The organism is Burkholderia sp. Ax-1724 (assembly GCF_011752995.1).
GTDB lineage: Bacteria > Pseudomonadota > Gammaproteobacteria > Burkholderiales > Burkholderiaceae > Paraburkholderia.
The window spans coordinates 104,958-120,490 of sequence record NZ_VWWL01000023.1; the positions used below are offsets into that span (position 1 = coordinate 104,958).

General features: G+C 63.5%; 17 protein-coding genes. 10 read left to right on the top strand and 7 right to left on the bottom strand.

All coding sequences use genetic code 11. The features are described from left to right. Window positions 1-44: 44 nt before the first annotated feature. A complete protein-coding gene (locus tag F3J19_RS25495) occupies window positions 45-1,511 on the bottom strand; it encodes a sulfatase-like hydrolase/transferase (RefSeq protein ID WP_167047899.1) in 1,467 nt (488 codons plus the stop codon). Further along, on the bottom strand, window positions 1,508-2,308 hold the full coding sequence (locus F3J19_RS25500; protein ID WP_167047902.1) for an IclR family transcriptional regulator: 801 nt from the start codon (window positions 2,306-2,308) through the stop codon (window positions 1,508-1,510). Before F3J19_RS25500 ends, F3J19_RS25495 begins: the two co-directional genes overlap by 4 nt. Before the next feature lie 56 nt (window positions 2,309-2,364). Here F3J19_RS25500 and F3J19_RS25505 point away from each other — a divergent pair, with 56 nt between their 5' ends. Both F3J19_RS25505 and F3J19_RS25510 read left to right on the top strand, forming a co-directional pair. After that, the gene (locus tag F3J19_RS25505) at window positions 2,365-2,547 is read left to right on the top strand and encodes a hypothetical protein (protein ID WP_167047905.1); all 183 of its coding nucleotides are present in this window, start codon (window positions 2,365-2,367) and stop codon (window positions 2,545-2,547) included. Next, the gene (locus tag F3J19_RS25510) at window positions 2,541-2,717 is read left to right on the top strand and encodes a hypothetical protein (protein ID WP_167047908.1); all 177 of its coding nucleotides are present in this window, start codon (window positions 2,541-2,543) and stop codon (window positions 2,715-2,717) included. The genes F3J19_RS25505 and F3J19_RS25510 overlap by 7 nt, the downstream gene beginning before the upstream one ends. 114 nt (window positions 2,718-2,831) lie before the next feature. On the opposite strand, the gene F3J19_RS25515 is transcribed toward F3J19_RS25510, so the two are convergent. Both F3J19_RS25515 and F3J19_RS25520 read right to left on the bottom strand, forming a co-directional pair. Then, window positions 2,832-4,535, bottom strand: a complete 1,704-nt coding sequence (locus F3J19_RS25515) for a GGDEF domain-containing phosphodiesterase (RefSeq protein WP_167047911.1) — start codon at window positions 4,533-4,535, stop codon at window positions 2,832-2,834. 426 nt (window positions 4,536-4,961) lie between these two features. Beyond that, complete coding sequence (locus tag F3J19_RS25520) at window positions 4,962-5,462, bottom strand: GAF domain-containing protein (protein WP_167047914.1); 501 nt, start codon at window positions 5,460-5,462, stop codon at window positions 4,962-4,964. A 373-nt stretch (window positions 5,463-5,835) separates the two neighbouring features. Between F3J19_RS25520 and F3J19_RS25525 the strand changes: the two genes are divergently transcribed. The 3 genes from F3J19_RS25525 to F3J19_RS25535 all read left to right on the top strand — a co-directional run bounded on the left by F3J19_RS25525 (window position 5,836) and on the right by F3J19_RS25535 (window position 7,533). Beyond that, window positions 5,836-6,249 (top strand): DUF1493 family protein, encoded by a 414-nt coding sequence (locus tag F3J19_RS25525; RefSeq protein ID WP_345891065.1) that lies wholly within the window; start codon window positions 5,836-5,838, stop codon window positions 6,247-6,249. 247 nt (window positions 6,250-6,496) lie between these two features. Further along, window positions 6,497-6,862 carry a tlde1 domain-containing protein gene (locus F3J19_RS25530; RefSeq protein WP_167047917.1) on the top strand — a complete coding sequence of 122 codons (366 nt, stop codon included), beginning with the start codon at window positions 6,497-6,499 and terminating at the stop codon, window positions 6,860-6,862. Then, the gene (locus F3J19_RS25535; protein WP_167047920.1) at window positions 6,859-7,533 is read left to right on the top strand and encodes a hypothetical protein; all 675 of its coding nucleotides are present in this window, start codon (window positions 6,859-6,861) and stop codon (window positions 7,531-7,533) included. Before F3J19_RS25530 ends, F3J19_RS25535 begins: the two co-directional genes overlap by 4 nt. Here the strand turns inward: F3J19_RS25535 and F3J19_RS25540 are convergent. Then, entirely contained in the window at window positions 7,499-7,921 is a 423-nt protein-coding gene (locus F3J19_RS25540; RefSeq protein WP_167047923.1) for a TOBE domain-containing protein, read from the bottom strand. The two genes, F3J19_RS25535 and F3J19_RS25540, sit on opposite strands and share 35 nt — an antisense overlap. A 208-nt stretch (window positions 7,922-8,129) precedes the next feature. Here F3J19_RS25540 and F3J19_RS25545 point away from each other — a divergent pair, with 208 nt between their 5' ends. From F3J19_RS25545 to F3J19_RS25560, 4 genes are all read left to right on the top strand, one after another. Beyond that, complete coding sequence (locus F3J19_RS25545) at window positions 8,130-9,863, top strand: SH3 domain-containing C40 family peptidase (RefSeq protein WP_167047926.1); 1,734 nt, start codon at window positions 8,130-8,132, stop codon at window positions 9,861-9,863. Window positions 9,864-10,057: 194 nt separating this feature from the next. Then, window positions 10,058-10,543, top strand: coding sequence for a VOC family protein (locus F3J19_RS25550; RefSeq protein WP_167047929.1), 486 nt, complete (start codon window positions 10,058-10,060; stop codon window positions 10,541-10,543). A 226-nt stretch (window positions 10,544-10,769) separates the two neighbouring features. Next, entirely contained in the window at window positions 10,770-11,243 is a 474-nt protein-coding gene (locus F3J19_RS25555; RefSeq protein WP_167047932.1) for a VOC family protein, read from the top strand. A gap of 114 nt (window positions 11,244-11,357) precedes the next feature. After that, window positions 11,358-12,566 carry an MFS transporter gene (locus tag F3J19_RS25560; RefSeq protein ID WP_167047935.1) on the top strand — a complete coding sequence of 403 codons (1,209 nt, stop codon included), beginning with the start codon at window positions 11,358-11,360 and terminating at the stop codon, window positions 12,564-12,566. Between the two features lie 317 nt (window positions 12,567-12,883). Here the strand turns inward: F3J19_RS25560 and F3J19_RS25565 are convergent, their stop codons facing one another. Beyond that, on the bottom strand, window positions 12,884-13,822 hold the full coding sequence (locus F3J19_RS25565) for a recombination-associated protein RdgC (RefSeq protein WP_167047938.1): 939 nt from the start codon (window positions 13,820-13,822) through the stop codon (window positions 12,884-12,886). 154 nt (window positions 13,823-13,976) lie between these two features. Here F3J19_RS25565 and F3J19_RS25570 point away from each other — a divergent pair, with 154 nt between their 5' ends. Next, entirely contained in the window at window positions 13,977-14,297 is a 321-nt protein-coding gene (locus tag F3J19_RS25570) for a hypothetical protein (protein WP_167047941.1), read from the top strand. Between the two features lie 250 nt (window positions 14,298-14,547). Here the strand turns inward: F3J19_RS25570 and F3J19_RS25575 are convergent, their stop codons facing one another. Then, window positions 14,548-15,393, bottom strand: a complete 846-nt coding sequence (locus F3J19_RS25575) for a glycosyltransferase family A protein (protein WP_167047944.1) — start codon at window positions 15,391-15,393, stop codon at window positions 14,548-14,550. Window positions 15,394-15,533 lie beyond the last annotated feature (140 nt).

Consider the following 15,533-nt stretch of genomic DNA (forward strand, 5'->3'; position numbering starts at 1 on the left):
ATCGTCTCTATTAAGCGTACTAATTAATTCATACGTCAGTAAGATCAACTGGCCTTTTCGAAAACCGCTGCTGTTCCCGGTGCCGGAGAAAACGAAAAGTCGCCTTTCTCGAGTACCTTCTCCCGTCCGCCATGCTGGATCAGCAATGCTTTCTGCGCCGCCTTTGCTTTTGCATCGACGGCTTCGGGATCGCAGTACGTTCTGAGCTTCTTTTCGAACGCGATCAGGCGTTCGCGCTGCTCAGGTAGCGCGGCAAGGTCGTGCTTCTCTTCCGGGTCGAACGTCAGATCGAAAAGCTGCGCCGGATAACCGACGTAATAGATGTATTTGTATTGATCGTCCCGCAGCATATAGGCAGCCGTTTTAGAGCCCATGCCGTGGAATTCGGCGAATGCGGTTCTGCCGCTCTCCATCTTCCACACGTCGAATAGCGACTGCCCCGGCAGATCCGCTTCGGACGGCAAACGCTCCACGCCCGTTGCTTCGAGAAACGTAGGATAAAGATCGACGTGCGAAACGGGTGTCGTGCAGACATGGCCGACGCCAAAGCCTGCGCCGGCAATAATCAATGGCACGCCCGCCGATTCTTCGTACATCGTGGTTTTACCCCACAAACCTCGGGCGCCGAGGTTTTCGCCATGATCGCTCGTATAGACGATGCGGGTCTGGTCGGCCAGTCCGCAACGCTCGAGGCATGACATGACCTGGCCGATCTGCTCGTCCAGAAACGAGCAGAGTCCCAGATATCCGGCCAGCCCCGCCCTCACCTTTTCTGGCGAGTCGAAATAATCGTCGTAGGGAAGACTGTGTGCGTAATCCCGCAGATAAGGATGATTCGGGCGCTCGGACTCGCCGTAAAGCTTCGGCCACGGCAGATCGGGGTTGTTGTAGAAGCGGAAAAAGTGTTCGGGGGGCGCGGTCAGCGGGAAATGCGGGGCGACGAACGAGACGAAAAGCACCCACGGCTTCGTCGAGACTTCCGCCGACTTGTTCTTCAGCCAGGCTTGGGCCCGCGCCGCAATGTCCCGGTCGTATGCGGTATAGGACGACTCCCCCGGTCCCGCGCTCATCGCCATCTGGGCGACGCCCCCGCGTACGGGCAATTCGTCGCGAATCAGATCGCCCAGATCGCCGACGCCATCCACGACATGCATCGGGACGATCTCCTCGGTGAAGCCGTTGTCGTCGTCGCTGGAGCGGAAGTGCAATTTCCCGATCGCGGTCACGTCGGACCCGCTATCGCGAATCCGCCTGTGCCAACTCATCGCCGAACCGTCGAACGGCTGCGCATTGTCCCAGTTGCCGAGATCCTGCACGTATCGCCCGGTGGCCAGGACGGCACGGGCCGGCACGCAGGCCGGCGAATTGCAATACGCGGCGGAGAAACGGGTGCCGCGCGCCGCCAATGCGTCCAGATGCGGCGTCACGGCAATGGACGAACCGCTGCAGCCCATGATCTTCGGGTTATGTTCGTCGGAGATGAATACCAACAGGTTCTGGCTAGCGGTCATGGCTCTTCCTCGGAGTTTCCTCTCGCCGCGAGGCTGCCGGATAAAGCATGGGCAACAAAACCCATGGCAGCGGATATTTCGGTGGCGGCCTTCTGCGACTCAATCGCAAGCATCTCTAACCGTTCAGGCGACAGACGGGAAATCGGGGCCGCCGCGCCGAAGGTTGCAATGACGCGTCCCTGCTTGTTGAAGATCGGTGCCGCGCCCCCGCCGGTGTCGGGCTTCCAGCTCCCCACGGAAATGGCATAGCCGCGAGCCCGAATCCGTCCGAGTTCGGCGAGCAGTTTCGCTTTGTCGACGATCGAGTCCGGCGCGGTTCCTTCCAGGTGTTCGGGAAGAATCGCCTGAAGCTCGTGGTCGTGCAAATTCGCCAGCATGGCGAGACCGCTAACAGTGCAATTCGCCGGGGCACTCGCGCCGACGGGCATATGTACCCGGATCGTCTGCGTCGGCTCGACCGTGTGAATCGTCACCATCGAAAAACCGGTTAACACCGAGAGGTAAGTACTTTCGTTGGTGCTGGCCGTCACCCTTTCCATGAGTGGTGTAGCGATTGTCAGCAATTGCTTCTGCGGCATGCTGGCCCCCAATTCGAACAGACGGGGGCCGATTTCGAAATTGCCGCTCTCGTTCTTGAGAACGTAACCACGGCTTTCGAGGGTTGCGAGTATGCGGAAAACGCCGGATTTGGAGAACTCCAGATCGCGCGCAATAGCGGACAAGGAAGAACCGGAGCGCGGACGCGCGACCGCTTCCAATACGTCCAGCGCATTCAGCAGATAGGCGAGTTGTTTCACTGTAGAGAACGATGTGCTTGTCTGGAGAACAAATTGTCCCACCGATATTTTTCGCAATGGATCGGGACAAACCCTTCACGGATACCCAGGACAAACCCTTCATCGGGCAGGCGGCGCGGAATCCGCCGGGCTCGGCGGCACCGGCAAACGGCACGGCGTTGTTCTGGTGTCGCGGCATGTTGCTGCATCAGGCCGCCAGGCGTCGGCAACTCTTTAAGGATGACGATTCAATTTGCTGACGGAGTTGCAAGACATCCGGCACAAGAACATCGCCATGCTTATTGCCACACAGTTCGACGATACACGGCCGTTCGAACCCACCCCGAACGCCGTCAACGGCGGTACAGAAGAATTGGAGAAATCGGTGGGAACGACAAATGGCGCGCTCGAGATCGACGAGTGCCGGTAAATCGGCAACGACAACGCGAGAAGGCGAGAAGACGAAAAAGCAAGAAAGGATCGCTTTTGCACTGCATCGATCGACTGACGAAACTGACGAATGCGCAAACGGGCACCGCGCCCCTCAAACCGTCCCCAACGGCTTCAGCACATTGCGCAGCATCGCGATGGTCAGCGGACGCGAGAACCAGAACCCCTGTGCTTCATCGCACCCGAGCGCTTCGAGTTGCGCGGCCTGGTCGGCCGTTTCGACGCCCTCGGCGGTCACGCGCAGCTTGAGCGCATGTGCCATCGCGATGATCGCGCCGACGAGCGCCGCGCTTTGCGGATCGGTGCTCATGCCGAGCACGAACGAGCGGTCGATCTTGATACGGTTGAGCGGAAAACGCGTCAGATAGGCGAGGCTCGAATAGCCGGTGCCGAAGTCGTCCACCGCGACCTCGACGCCCAGTTCGCGCAGCGCATGCAGCGTCTGCAAGGCCTGATCGGTATCGCCGAGCAGCACGCCTTCGGTGATTTCGACTTCGAGACAGGACGGATCGAGCGCCGCGTCTTCGAGCGCCTCGCGAATCGTGTTGAACAGATTCTGCCGCTGGAACTGCTGCGGCGACACGTTCACCGCAAAACGCGGCAACGTGCCGGTCTGCCGTAGCAGAAGACCGGCGTCGCGGCACGCGGTGCGAATCACCCATTCGCCGATGCGCTCGATCAGCCCCGCCTCTTCCGCGACCGGCACGAACTCGACCGGGCTGATCAGGCCGCGCTGCGGATGATGCCAGCGCAGCAGCGTCTCGACCTGCGCGATGCGGCCCGTCGCGAGCGTCACCTGCGGCTGGTACACGAGGTGCAGTTGCTGACGCTCGAGCGCGTCGCGCAGCATCGTCTCGAGTTCGAAGCGACGCGCGGCCTGCCCTTCGAGCGCGGTCGAAAAACGCCGCACGGCATTGCGGCTCACCGCCGATGCCGCCGACAACGCCACGCCGGCGCGGCGCATCAGCGTCGGCGCATCGGCGCCGTCGGCCGGATACGCGGCGATGCCGATGCTCGCGGTGATGTTCAGCGCGGTCCCCGCGTAATCGATCGGTTCGGCGAGGCGGCCGAGCGCTTCGGCAGCGAACGCATCGGCGGCCGCGCCGCTTTCGTTGATGAGCAGCGCGAACTGCGTGCCGCCGACCGACGCGATCGTGCCGTCGTGCGGAAACAGGCCGCGCAGCCGCTCGCCGACGATCTGCAGCACGAGTTCGGCCGCATGCAGACCGAGTGCATCGCGCAGCTTGCGCAGGTGATCGAGTTCGGCGATCAGCACGGTAAAACCATGACCGTTGAGCTTGCAACGTGCGATCGTCAGTTCGAGCCGTTCGATGAACAGCGTCTGATTCGGCAGACGGGTCACGCCATCGTGATGCGCGACGTACCAGAGACGCGCCTCGGATTGCGCATAGCGCGTCATGTCGACCGCAATGCCGACGTAGCGCTCCGGCGCACCATTCGACGCATCGGCTTGAGCTGCGCTCAGGGGCGCGAGGGCGAACGCGACGCGAACCCGCGAGCCATTGCGACGCAGATAAGTCCACTCGCCTTCGTAGCGCGAACGGAGCGCCGCGAGCTGCGGCCATTCCGCGCGGCGCTTCAGCAGTTCGGCCGGATCGTGCAGCGACTCGAGCGAGCGCCAGCCGATCAGTTCCTGCGCCGTGTAGCCGGTCAGTTTCTCGAAGGCGGCGTTGACGGTCTCGAAGACGCCGTCCGCTGTGCAGATGAACATGCCATACGGCGCGCACGCCAGGGCGGCGTCGCGCGTGCGCGCTTCGACGTTGATGGGGTCGTGCATTGCGCCGGCCTTATGGTCCCGAGTCCTCAAGACGATTGAATGTATGCGTTACGCGCGGGGCGCAAACGGTCATGCCGGCGCGTCCTGCTCCACGCCGCGCGCGGCAACCATGCGCATGATAGCGGCTTTCGCATGCGATCCGGCGGACCGGCGCGGCGAAAAACACCGCTGGCGAAGACCGGAATGAAATAAACACCTGTAGCGTCGGGTAGCCGATGACCGTGGTTTAAAACGGAAGCCGGGCGAATGCCGGCGGATACGTCGGCGCGGTGCGGGCCGTTGCGCTTCGCCGTGTCGGGCCGTATTGCGCCGCATTGGCGCACCTGTCATACACATTCATGCGGATAAATGAAACGCCTGCGGCGGGAACCCTCGCGGCAAATGCCGGCGCACCTCGAATTGCAGGCGGGAAAAAACGTGCAAAAACTACACGCCGCGCGGCAGCGCCGCTTCGATGAACGCCGCGCACAGCGCTTCCATGCCCTTCGCGTCCTCTTCGTCGAAGCGCGCGACGAGCGGGCTATCCACGTCCCACACGCCGATCAGCGTGCCGTCGGGTGCGACGAGCGGCACGACGATTTCCGATTGCGACGCCGAATCGCAAGCGATATGGCCGGGAAACTCGTGCACGTCGCGCACGACCTGAGTCTGCCGGGTTTGCGCGGCCGTGCCGCAGACGCCCTTGCCGAGCGGAATGCGCACGCACGCGGGCTTGCCCTGGAACGGACCGACAACCAGCTCGCGGCCATCGTGAAAGTAGAAACCGGCCCAGTTCAGATCGCTCAGCGAATGAAACACGAACGAGGAAAAATTCGCCGCATTGGCGATCCAGTCGGTTTCGCCGGCGAGCAGCGAGCGCGCCTGCGCGACGAGTTCTTCGTATTGCGCGGCTTTGGGCAGATGCGAGGTGGCGGAAACTTCGAACATGACGGCATCCGTGATGAAAGCGGGAAAGAAAAACGGCAAGGGGTGCAGTGTAAAGCAAGCGGCGTGTTCGAGCGGTGCGCGGCGATGTGGGGCGGGTTGGCGGTAGAGCGGTATGGCGGTCGTGCCCGGCAGGCTTATTTTCATCTTTGTCTGATGTCGGATTGCCGTGGCTTTGTGAAGGATTGACGTCGGGTTTGCGTGTCCATCCGGAGTATGCAAACGGGCCGCTGAGAGGCGCTTGTACCGTATCGGCGGCTGACGCTTCGAATTTGATATCTAGTGATATTTGATAAAAATCGCCGTTCTAGCGATGCTTCACTATAGCGATGCAACCATGAAAAGTGTCAGTTAAATATCTCCCTGCGATAAAAATGTGGACAGTCATGACGCTTCAGTTGAGCTTACTGAATTTATCCGGAAAAAAATTCTATATCCTGAAAGACTTCCTATAAACCCAGAGACCAGCGTGGAAGACCATCTCGGCGTGACCGGAGATGACTCCCCCGAATTCATGGAAGCATTTTTCGACCGGTTCAATGTTGGTCCTGGCGATTTTGATTGCAATAGATATTTCGAAGGGGAAGGAGTATTTGATCCGTTTACGTCAATTGTACGTTTTCTATTTCACAGGATTAAGAAGGAACCGAAGCGAGAGCCGCTCACCGTCGCCATGCTTCAACATGCCATCGAGCTTGGCGTATGGGATAGCGAACGCTTGAAGGAACTGAATAGTCAGCACACTAAAGAGTGGCCCAAAGGCCCGCTATGCGGGCCTCTCTTTACCTGATTGCAACCGAATCAGTTCCATCAAAAAACGTGCCGCGCTCAGGAATCCATCAACGCGCGGCGACGAAAATACCCGCGCATCGTACTGCCCCTGCTCCTTCAGAGCCCCGATGATTACAAGCACCGAAGTCGGGAGCGGTACACCGCGCAGCATTTTCGCTTTCATCCGTATTTGGGCCACGGCCCATATTCACCGCCCCCCCATTCGACTAGCCTTATCTTTTTGGCACTTGGGAGACAAACAGAAAATGCCGTGGTCCTATCAGCAAAGCACCGGAAACCTCTCGTTTAATGGAGAACTCGTCGAACGTGGTTACTCCGGCGCGGCAACCGGTAAAAACAATCCCGCCATGCAGGCGATTTCCAACATCGGCCCCATCCCGCGCGGCAATTACCAGATAAGCTCGCCTCACACGTCCCCCCACACCGGGCCCGGCACGCTCAATCTGTCGCCGCTGCCCGGTACCAATACGTTCGGACGAAGTGCTTTCCGCATTCATGGCGATAGCCGGAATCATCCAGGTACGGCGTCCGAGGGCTGCATTATCCTGGGTCCCCAGACTCGTCATCGCATATGGGCGAGCGGCGATCATCGGCTCGAGGTTGTTCAATGAAACGTGCATCCGGTTTCGCTTTCGCATTCACGTTCGCCCTGGCCTGCGCCGCGGCAAACGCAAGCGCCGAAGCAAATCCCTCCGCCCTTGCCAGGCAAATCAACGACCAGGGCGCAAAAGCGGTGGTGAATGGAATGTCTGAATCGGAATGGGACAACGTGCTCACCCATATCGATTCCGGCAGCACGGCGTGGATCGCACTGGTCCCCAAGCTGGCAGAGGGAGCGGACAGCGGCAACGCCGAAGACCTTGGCATCGGATTAGCGTACGCGCTCCCCAAAAATCCGCGCGCGGTTCTCAAGGCCATCGATCCCGGCAACGGGCCGGTGCTGGGTGTCAATCGCGTTTGCTCCGCGCCGTTTATCGAAGACACCGTTCCGGATATCCCTGCCTATGTCAAACGCGCTAAAGCTGCGCTCGGCAAGGTCCATGACCGTTCGTTGCGAGACGTCAAAAAGGCCTGTCTAGCGGAACTGGCGGGCTGTAAGCAGCGTGTTACGGCACGAACGCCAAACCACGGTGAACCGGCCCCTTGCCGTCCGCTGGGCGCCCGGCACAATCAGGGCAGCCGTCAGGCAAGGGGCTCGGCAAGCAAAACAGCGAGCCTTGCCCAACAAGACTCAGCGGGTTGCAAGCTCACTCGACGCCGACGATCACGCTCGACGCCTTGAAGATCGCGGTCGCCGGCTTACCGCTCGCGAGCCCGAGGCGCTCGACGCTGTCGTTCGTGATGATCGCGGCAATCTGCGCACCGTCGGCGCTGATCGTCACTTCCGAGTTGACCGCGCCCTTCGTGACCGACGCCACGCTCCCCGCGATGCAGTTGCGTGCCGACACCTGGTGCTTCGCAACGTCGACCATCACGATCACCGACGAAGCCTTCACGAGCGCAAACGCCTTCTTGCCGGCCGCCAGTCCAAGCGACTGCGCGCTGCCATGCGTAATGATCGCGACGATCTCGAGACCGTCCCCGGTACGCAAGATCACTTCATCGTTGACGGCGCCGTGCTTGACGCCGGTCACTTCGCCGCTGAACTGGTTGCGTGCGCTGGTTTTCATATCGTGCTCCTTGTCGGTCGGCATGCTTCGCATGGGTATTCGGTGTTGCGGCGCAACGTTGCGAGGCACGGTGTTGATAGATAAGGCGAGTGTAATGGACAACAACGTGGACAACACGGGGCAAAACCCACAGGAAAGCCCCAGGAAGACCCGCGCGAATCGCCGAGCCCGTATCATCGTGCCCTTGGACCCCCTACGCCAGATCTCCATGCCCGTTGCCGTTCCGCCCCGCTCCGCTTTTTCGTGGCGCTGCGCGCGCCGCCTGTGCCGCGCCGCTGTGCTCGGCGCCGCCGTCACGACGCTCGTCGCGTGCAGCAATCCGACGCCGCCGCGCGACACGCACGCCTTCGTCGACAACCTCACGCTGTTCCCGCTCGACCACTACGACCAGAACGTCGATCACTGGCTCGATCCGCACAGCCCGGACTACGACCGGCCGTTCTTCAGCGCCGAAGATCAGCAGGCGCACTTTCACGCGCTCTATGCGCGCTATTTCGGCACCGGCGCGAACGCCCCGTCGCCATGGAACGCCGCTTACGTGACGGCGCGCGTCTTTCGCGAGCAGGGCGCCGACATCGTCGCGCTGCAGCAGCGCCGCATCGGTAAATTCGACAACACCGGCAAGCACAGTGCCGCGCTCGGCTATGGTGAGAACTTCCGTCCGCACGACAAGACTTGGATCGATGCGATCGCACGCAACATGAACGTGGAGCAGTTCGCGCAGACGCCTGCCTATCAGCCCGAACGCCGCGCAATCGCCGCCGGCAACCTGCTGGTGCGCGAGTTGCCGACCACCGATCCGTCGTTCTACGACCGCCATCTGGCTGGCGAAGGCTATCCGTTCGACAACCTGCAGATTTCGGCGGTGCGGCCGGGCACGCCGCTTTACGTGCTCGGCAGCAGCGTCGACGGCGCGTGGCATTACGTGCAGACGCCCGATGTGCAGGGCTGGGTGCGCAGCGACGGCGTCGCATTCGCCGACGACCGTTTCGTCGACAAATGGCGCGCGGCGGCCGGGAAATCGCTTGGCGCGGTGATCGTGGCGTCGGCGGCGGTGCGCGACAGCCACGGCGTGTTCCGTTTCGACGCGCCGGCGGGAACGTTATTGCCGTTGGTGCCGGCTTCTTCCCCGGCGACGGCAACGACAGCGAAGGCGCATGGCACGGCCCGTGTCGCCGACGGCTCCGCTACCGGCGACAACGCACATGCAACCGCCAACAAAACCGTCAATGAGCCCACAACCGATGCCGAACGCGAATCGGCAAGCGCAACCACCAACGAATCCGCAAGCAAGGCCGCTACCGTCACATACACACTCCTCGCCCCCGCCCGCGACGTCGATGGCCGCGCGCTGATCCGCACCGCGTCGCTCGACGCCGCGCAGATCGCACCGATGCCGCTCGCCGCAACGCCACGCCATCTCGCGATGCTGATGAAAGCGCTGATCGGGCGGCCGTACGGCTGGGGTAATAGCGGGCTCTACAACGACTGCTCATCGGAACTGCAAAGCATTTTCGCGGCGTTCGGCGTATGGCTGCCGCGCCATTCGTCGACGCAGATGAGCGCTGGGCGCATGATCGACCTGTCCGGGTCGCCCCCCGCCGAGCGGCTCGACTATCTCGCCGGGCACGGCGAACCGCTGCGCACGCTGATCTACATCGGCGGTCACGTGATGCTCTACATCGGCAACACGACGCGCGACGGCGTGACGGTGCCGGTCGTCTATCAGGACGTGTGGGGGCTGCGTCCCGCCGACAACAGCCGGCGCGCGGTGATCGGCGGCTCGGTGATCCTGCCGCTCTACGCGCGCATCCCCGAGGACGCGACCCTGCAATCGCTCGCGGCCACTCCGACGTTCCAGATCAGCATTCTCGGCGCCCCGATGGGCAACGCGGCGCCATCGTCCGCACCGCCGCCGGACGAAGACAATCCGGCGGGTTAGCGGACCGGTTGGCACGCCGGCCATGAGGGCTAAGCGAGGGCGAAAACGGGGGCCACATAGCGCCCCTACACCCCTCAAAAATATTTTTTCCAAAGTGTCGATTCAACGGTCACCGACTCGTCGTAACGTTGAAGACCTGGCTCGCCCAGCCGGTCTTTCCATTGATCGAACCGTTACCCGAAGGAGTCGCCGTCATGACCAGCAGCACCGTCAAAGCCATCCCGGACGGGATGCACTCGCTTACGCCGTACCTGATCTGCGCGAACGCCGCCGAAGCGATCGCGTTCTATACGAAAGCCTTCAACGCCGTCGAGCAGATGCGTCTGCCGGGGCCGAACGGCAAGGTCATGCACGCCATGCTGAAAATCGGCGATTCGATGCTGATGCTGACCGACGAATGGCCCGAGCATCAGGCGTTCGGCCCGAACACGCTGAAGGGCACGCCGGTCACGATCCATCACTACGTCGAGGACGTCGACGCAAGCTTCAAGCAGGCCGTCGACGCGGGCGCGACCGTCACGATGCCCGTCACCGATATGTTCTGGGGCGATCGCTACGGCCAGGTCAAGGACCCGTTCGGGCATAGCTGGTCGCTCGCGACGCACAAGCGCGACCTGAGCGCCGAGGAAATCCAGCAGGCGATGACGACGATGCAGTGCCCGTCGGAAGAGCGGAAATAACCCTCGCCTTGCGGCCACGCCGCGCTCACTCAGTCGCCATCAACGGCCATAAGCGGCCATACAGCGACCACGGACCGGCCGCAAGCCGCCCTCCGCCAGACGAACCATCGAGCGAGCGACCGTCAGGCACGCCCCGCGTGCCTGACGACACACTCGCCGATGCGCCCACGCCCCAACTGACGCCAACCCAACGCTCAACCCGCAGCAATCCCCAAGGAGCAACGTCATGCAGAAAATCGCGCCGTGCCTGTGGTTCGACGGCAATGCGGAAGAAGCCGCGCAGTTCTACATCTCGGTGTTCTCCGAGTCCCGCATCGCCACCACCCTGCACTACACGGATGCCGGCCCCGGGCCGGCGGGCAAGGTCGTGGCCGTCACGTTCGAAATCGAGGGCCAGGAGTTCATGGCCCTGAACGGCGGCCCGCAGTATTCGTTCACGCCGGCGATCTCGCTGTTCGTACATTGCGACTCGCAGGAAGAAGTCGACCGCTACTGGTCGAGGCTGCTCGACGGCGGCGAGCCGTGGGCGTGCGGCTGGCTGCGCGACCGCTTCGGTGTGTCGTGGCAGATCGCGCCCACCGTGCTGCTGAAGATGCTGCTCGACCCGGACCGCGAGAAAGCGAGCCGCGTGATGGCGGCGATGATGAAAATGGTCAAGCTCGATATCGCGCCGCTCGAACAGGCGTATCGCGGCGAGTAGCCCCCGCGCGGCATGGCGCGATGCCGTGTGGCACGGCGCGCCGCCGCGCCCGCATGATCTTTGATAGCATCGGTCTCGCCCCTTTATCCAACTATCAGCGGCGAGACATTCACGGTGCGCGTCAACCATTACGCCTTCTTCTGCTCGCTATTCGTCGCGCGCCTCGCCGATCAGATCCTGCTCTTTCTCGTGCCGCTCGTCGTATTCCAGACGACGCACGACGTCTCGTGGTCGGGTCTCGCGTTTTTCATCGAAACGCTGCCGCGCTATCTCGTGTTCCCGTTTTTCGGCGCGCTCTGCGACCGCTTTGCGCCGCTCAGGCTCATGCGCCTGAGCCAGGCGGTGCGCGCGCTCGCCTGCTTCGGCGGCATCGCCGCCTATGTGCTGTTCGGCGGCATCGGCTGGCTGATCGGGCTGTCGGCCGCGTGCGGCGTGCTGACGAGCCAAGGCCTCGTGGCGCGCGAAGTGATGCTGCCGCAGATTTTCAGCACGCAGCAGATCCAGCGCGTGCTCGCTTATTCGCAACTGGCCGACCAGCTAGGCTTCGTGCTCGGGCCGATGCTGGCCGCGCTGCTGCTCGGCCTGTGGCACTGGGAAAGCGTGGTCGCCGCGACCGGCGTGCTGTTTCTCGCCGCCGACGCCGCCCTGTTCCTGTGGCAGCGCCTGAGCGGCTTTCGCGCGCCCGCGCTCGCGCGTGCGCCGGCCGGCCACTGGACGCAGCCGCTGCGCATCGCGCTGCATCATGTCTGGACGCTGCCGGGCCTGAAGAAGGTCATCATGCTCGCGGCGGCGGAAAACCTCGTGATCGGCGTGACGCTCGCGACCTCGGCGGCGATGGTGACGGGCCTGCATGCGCAATCGAGCCGCGACTACGCGGGGCTGCAAACGGCCGGCGCGATCGCCACGGTGCTGGTGCTGCTGACGGTCGCGCGCGCCGGCTGGCCCGCGCGCGTGCTCGGCCTCGTCGCCTTCGTGACGATCTGCGCGGGCGGCGTGATCGCGGGCGCGAGCGCGGCGCCGTGGGGTTATGCGCTCGGCTTTCTGCTGATCGTCGGCTTCGACAAGATGTTCAACGTCTACATCCGCAGCGCGCGTCTGCAGATCATTCCGCCCGAGGACTACGGCAAGACGATCGGCGTGGCGATCCTGCTGAACAACATGACGCAGCCGCTCGCCGGCCTGCTCGTGAGCGTGTTCTCCGCGCGTACGCAAACCGGGCCGCTGATCGTCGCGCTCTCTCTGACGATGGGCGGCATCGGCGCGGCGGTTTCGCTCGGCGCGGCGCTGCTGCGGCGCAGGCGCGCGTTGCTGATCGAGGAATGACGGGACGGGCGAGGTGGCCTTGAACGCATCGCCCGCATCCCGAAGACGGACCCCGCGCAAAGTTACCCACAGATTTTGTTGGCAAATCTGTGGGTAACTTTCCGGAAAGATCCGCAAGCTGTTGATGCGGCAATCGTTTTTCCGCAGACGCTGATTTGGGCAGGGGCTGCGCGGGGCTTTATGTGCGCCGTGTCTGCGCTTTGCCCGCTCGTTGTCCGCTTTTTGTCCGCGTATGAGCCACACTGGGCTCACACCCAGGCCACACCCAGGCCGCCGCACTCAACTCAGGCGAGCCCACGCATGGCCCCGCGTTTCGCTCAAGCCGCCACAGCCCGCGGCAAGCCCAGCGCCTCATCCCCCGGCTCCCCGCCGAGCGCGTCGACGAGATCGCCCAGCATGCGGTCGAGTTCGGCCGTCATCAGCGCGACGTCGGAATCGAAGCGCTCGTCGTCGTCCTGCGCGGTCGGATCGCTCGCTTCCTTGAGCACGTCGAGCGGCGCGACACGCTTGATCGCGAGCGACGGCGTCAGCACGAACGACACGCGATCGTTCCACGTCATCGCGAGCCGCATGCATTGCTTGCCCGCTTCGATGTGGCGGCGCATGTCCTCGGCGTCGAGCGTGTGGCCGACGTAGCGCACCGTCGCATTGCCTTCGGTCGGCGAGCGCAGCTCGGTGTCCTGGTCGAGCGTGAAGCCGGCCGGGCCGTCGCCGTCGCCGTCGAGCAGCCAGCCCGTCATCGCCGCCACCGGCGACTGCGCGACGCGCACCGTGGCAAGCGGCAGCTGATCGATCGACTTCACGAGCAGCCCGCGCACTTCATCGGCCACCGCCTGCGAAGCCGCGTCGATCACGAGCCAGCCGTTCTTGCAGTCGATCCACACGCGCGTGTCGCGGCGGATGCTGAACGCGCGCGGCAGCAGTTCGTCGGTGACCTGCTCCTTGAGTTCGCGCATCTGCTTGCGGCCGGGCTTGAAGCCCTGCTGTTCCTCGAGTTCGAGCGCGCGCTCGCGCGTCACCTGGGTGACGACCGAGGCCGGCAGCAGCTTCTTTTCGGCACGAAACGTCAGCAGCATCTGGCCGTTGAGCGCGTAGACGAGCGAGTCGCCCTCGCGCGGCGGCGCCCAGCCCTGGTTTTGCGTCTCGAGACCGCCGCCCGGCGCGAACGCGTACGGCGCGAGCCATTTCTGCATCTGTTCGGGGGTGGCGGACCACGGAGCGGGAAGACGGTGCAACTGAAGGTTTTTGAACCACATGGGCGAAGTCGAATCCGGGCAAAGCGCGCCATTTTATCTGACGGAAGCGCACGGGGCGCTCGCGTCGTCATGGTTTTGCCGTAGCCGCCCGCACGCGCGTTTTGGCGGCAAATCACCTAGACTTTCTGACAGGAAGATCAAGACGGAGGCGGCCATGGCCGATGACACCGCAGCCTGGCAGACGGTGGCCTACGAAGGCTTCGAAATACACGTCTCGCCCGTTCCGACGAGTCCGCCCGACCCGGCCCATGCGCAGGACGCGCGAGAGAGCCGCTACACGTATCTCGGTTACGTCTGCCATCCCGGCGCCGATCCGCATATCCCCGGCCACTCGGTGCCGTTTCATGCGGACGGAGAAGAAAGTTTCGCGAGCCAGGACGAAGCGCTCTACGAAGCGGTGCACGTGGGACGCAGTATCGTCGACGGCACGCATCCTGATCTGACAGTGCTGCCGCTCGTGACCGGCGGCGTTTGATGCGCGGTGATGCGCGGGTGCGAGGCGCTGCATGCGGCGTGTGACGTCCATATGCAGCGTCTGCATTCCATGTTGCAGCGCCTGCGTGCGGCGCAGTTGCGTACAGCTTAAGGCTGGCGCTGTCGTGCTAACGCGCCAGTTCGGGACCCGTATTACCGCGCGCCTCGTGCCGCAGCGCCGCACTGAGTCGCATGTAGTCGCGCATTCGCCCTTCGCGCCCGCCAGCCTCACCACCCCGCCCTTCCAGCCCCTAACCGAACGCCCGCTTGATGCGCGACTTCAGCAGCGCGCGCCGCAGACGCCCCGTGCGCTCAGGCTCGCTGACCGCCAGGCCGCCCTCGACCGCGCTGCCGCGACGCAGGTAGTAGCGGTCGAACGTCGCCTGCGTCATGCCCCACTTGTTGAGAAACTGCCGGCGCCCGTCGTTCTTGACGATCTTGCCGGTGCTTTTCTGCTGGAAGTGATAGACGAGGCTGTCGCCGACGCCGAGAAACACGCGGCACCCGGCATCCCAGAGTTTCATCGAGAAGTCGTTGTCGCTGCTCATGCCGGGGCTCAGCTCGCTGCTGTAGCCGCCGAGCTTGTGCCACCAGTCGCGATGCACGAGCGTGGGCGGCCACGTCGCGCCGCGCCAGTCGGCCCGCGCGAGCCGCGGCGCGGCGGCGACCAGCTCGTCGGCGCGGAACGTCTCGACGTCGCGGCCGAAGTTCTGCACGACCACGCAGGGATTGCCGGAATCGACCGGCTCGATCATCGTGCCCGACAGCATGAAGAGGTGATCGGCCGGCATCTGCGCGAGGCGCCGCGCGAGCGCGTCGTCCCAGCCGGGGCAGCAGTACATGTCGTCGTTCATGTAGACGACGTAGTCCGCGCGCGCGCGCGCCGCCGCGATGTTGACGGCATGGCAGATGCCGATATTGCCCGGCGACGCTGTGTGCTCGATGCCCTCGTCGCGCACCCAGGCGAGCGTGCCGTCCGAGCCGTCGTTCACGTGCACGATGATCTGGTGCGCGTGCGTCGAGTGACGCCGCAGGCTCTCGATCACGAGGCGCAGATACGGCAGGTTGTTCCAGGTCGGGATGATGATTGAGAACATCGATTCGGTCCGTTGAGCGGGGCTTGGGCGCGGCATGCGCCGCGCGCCGGCCATGAGTTTCGCGCGATTGTACCGCCGTCGCCCGCGCATGGGCGCGAGGCGGCGGCTGCCTTACCGCGTTCGGCAGCAAGCATTTTGCA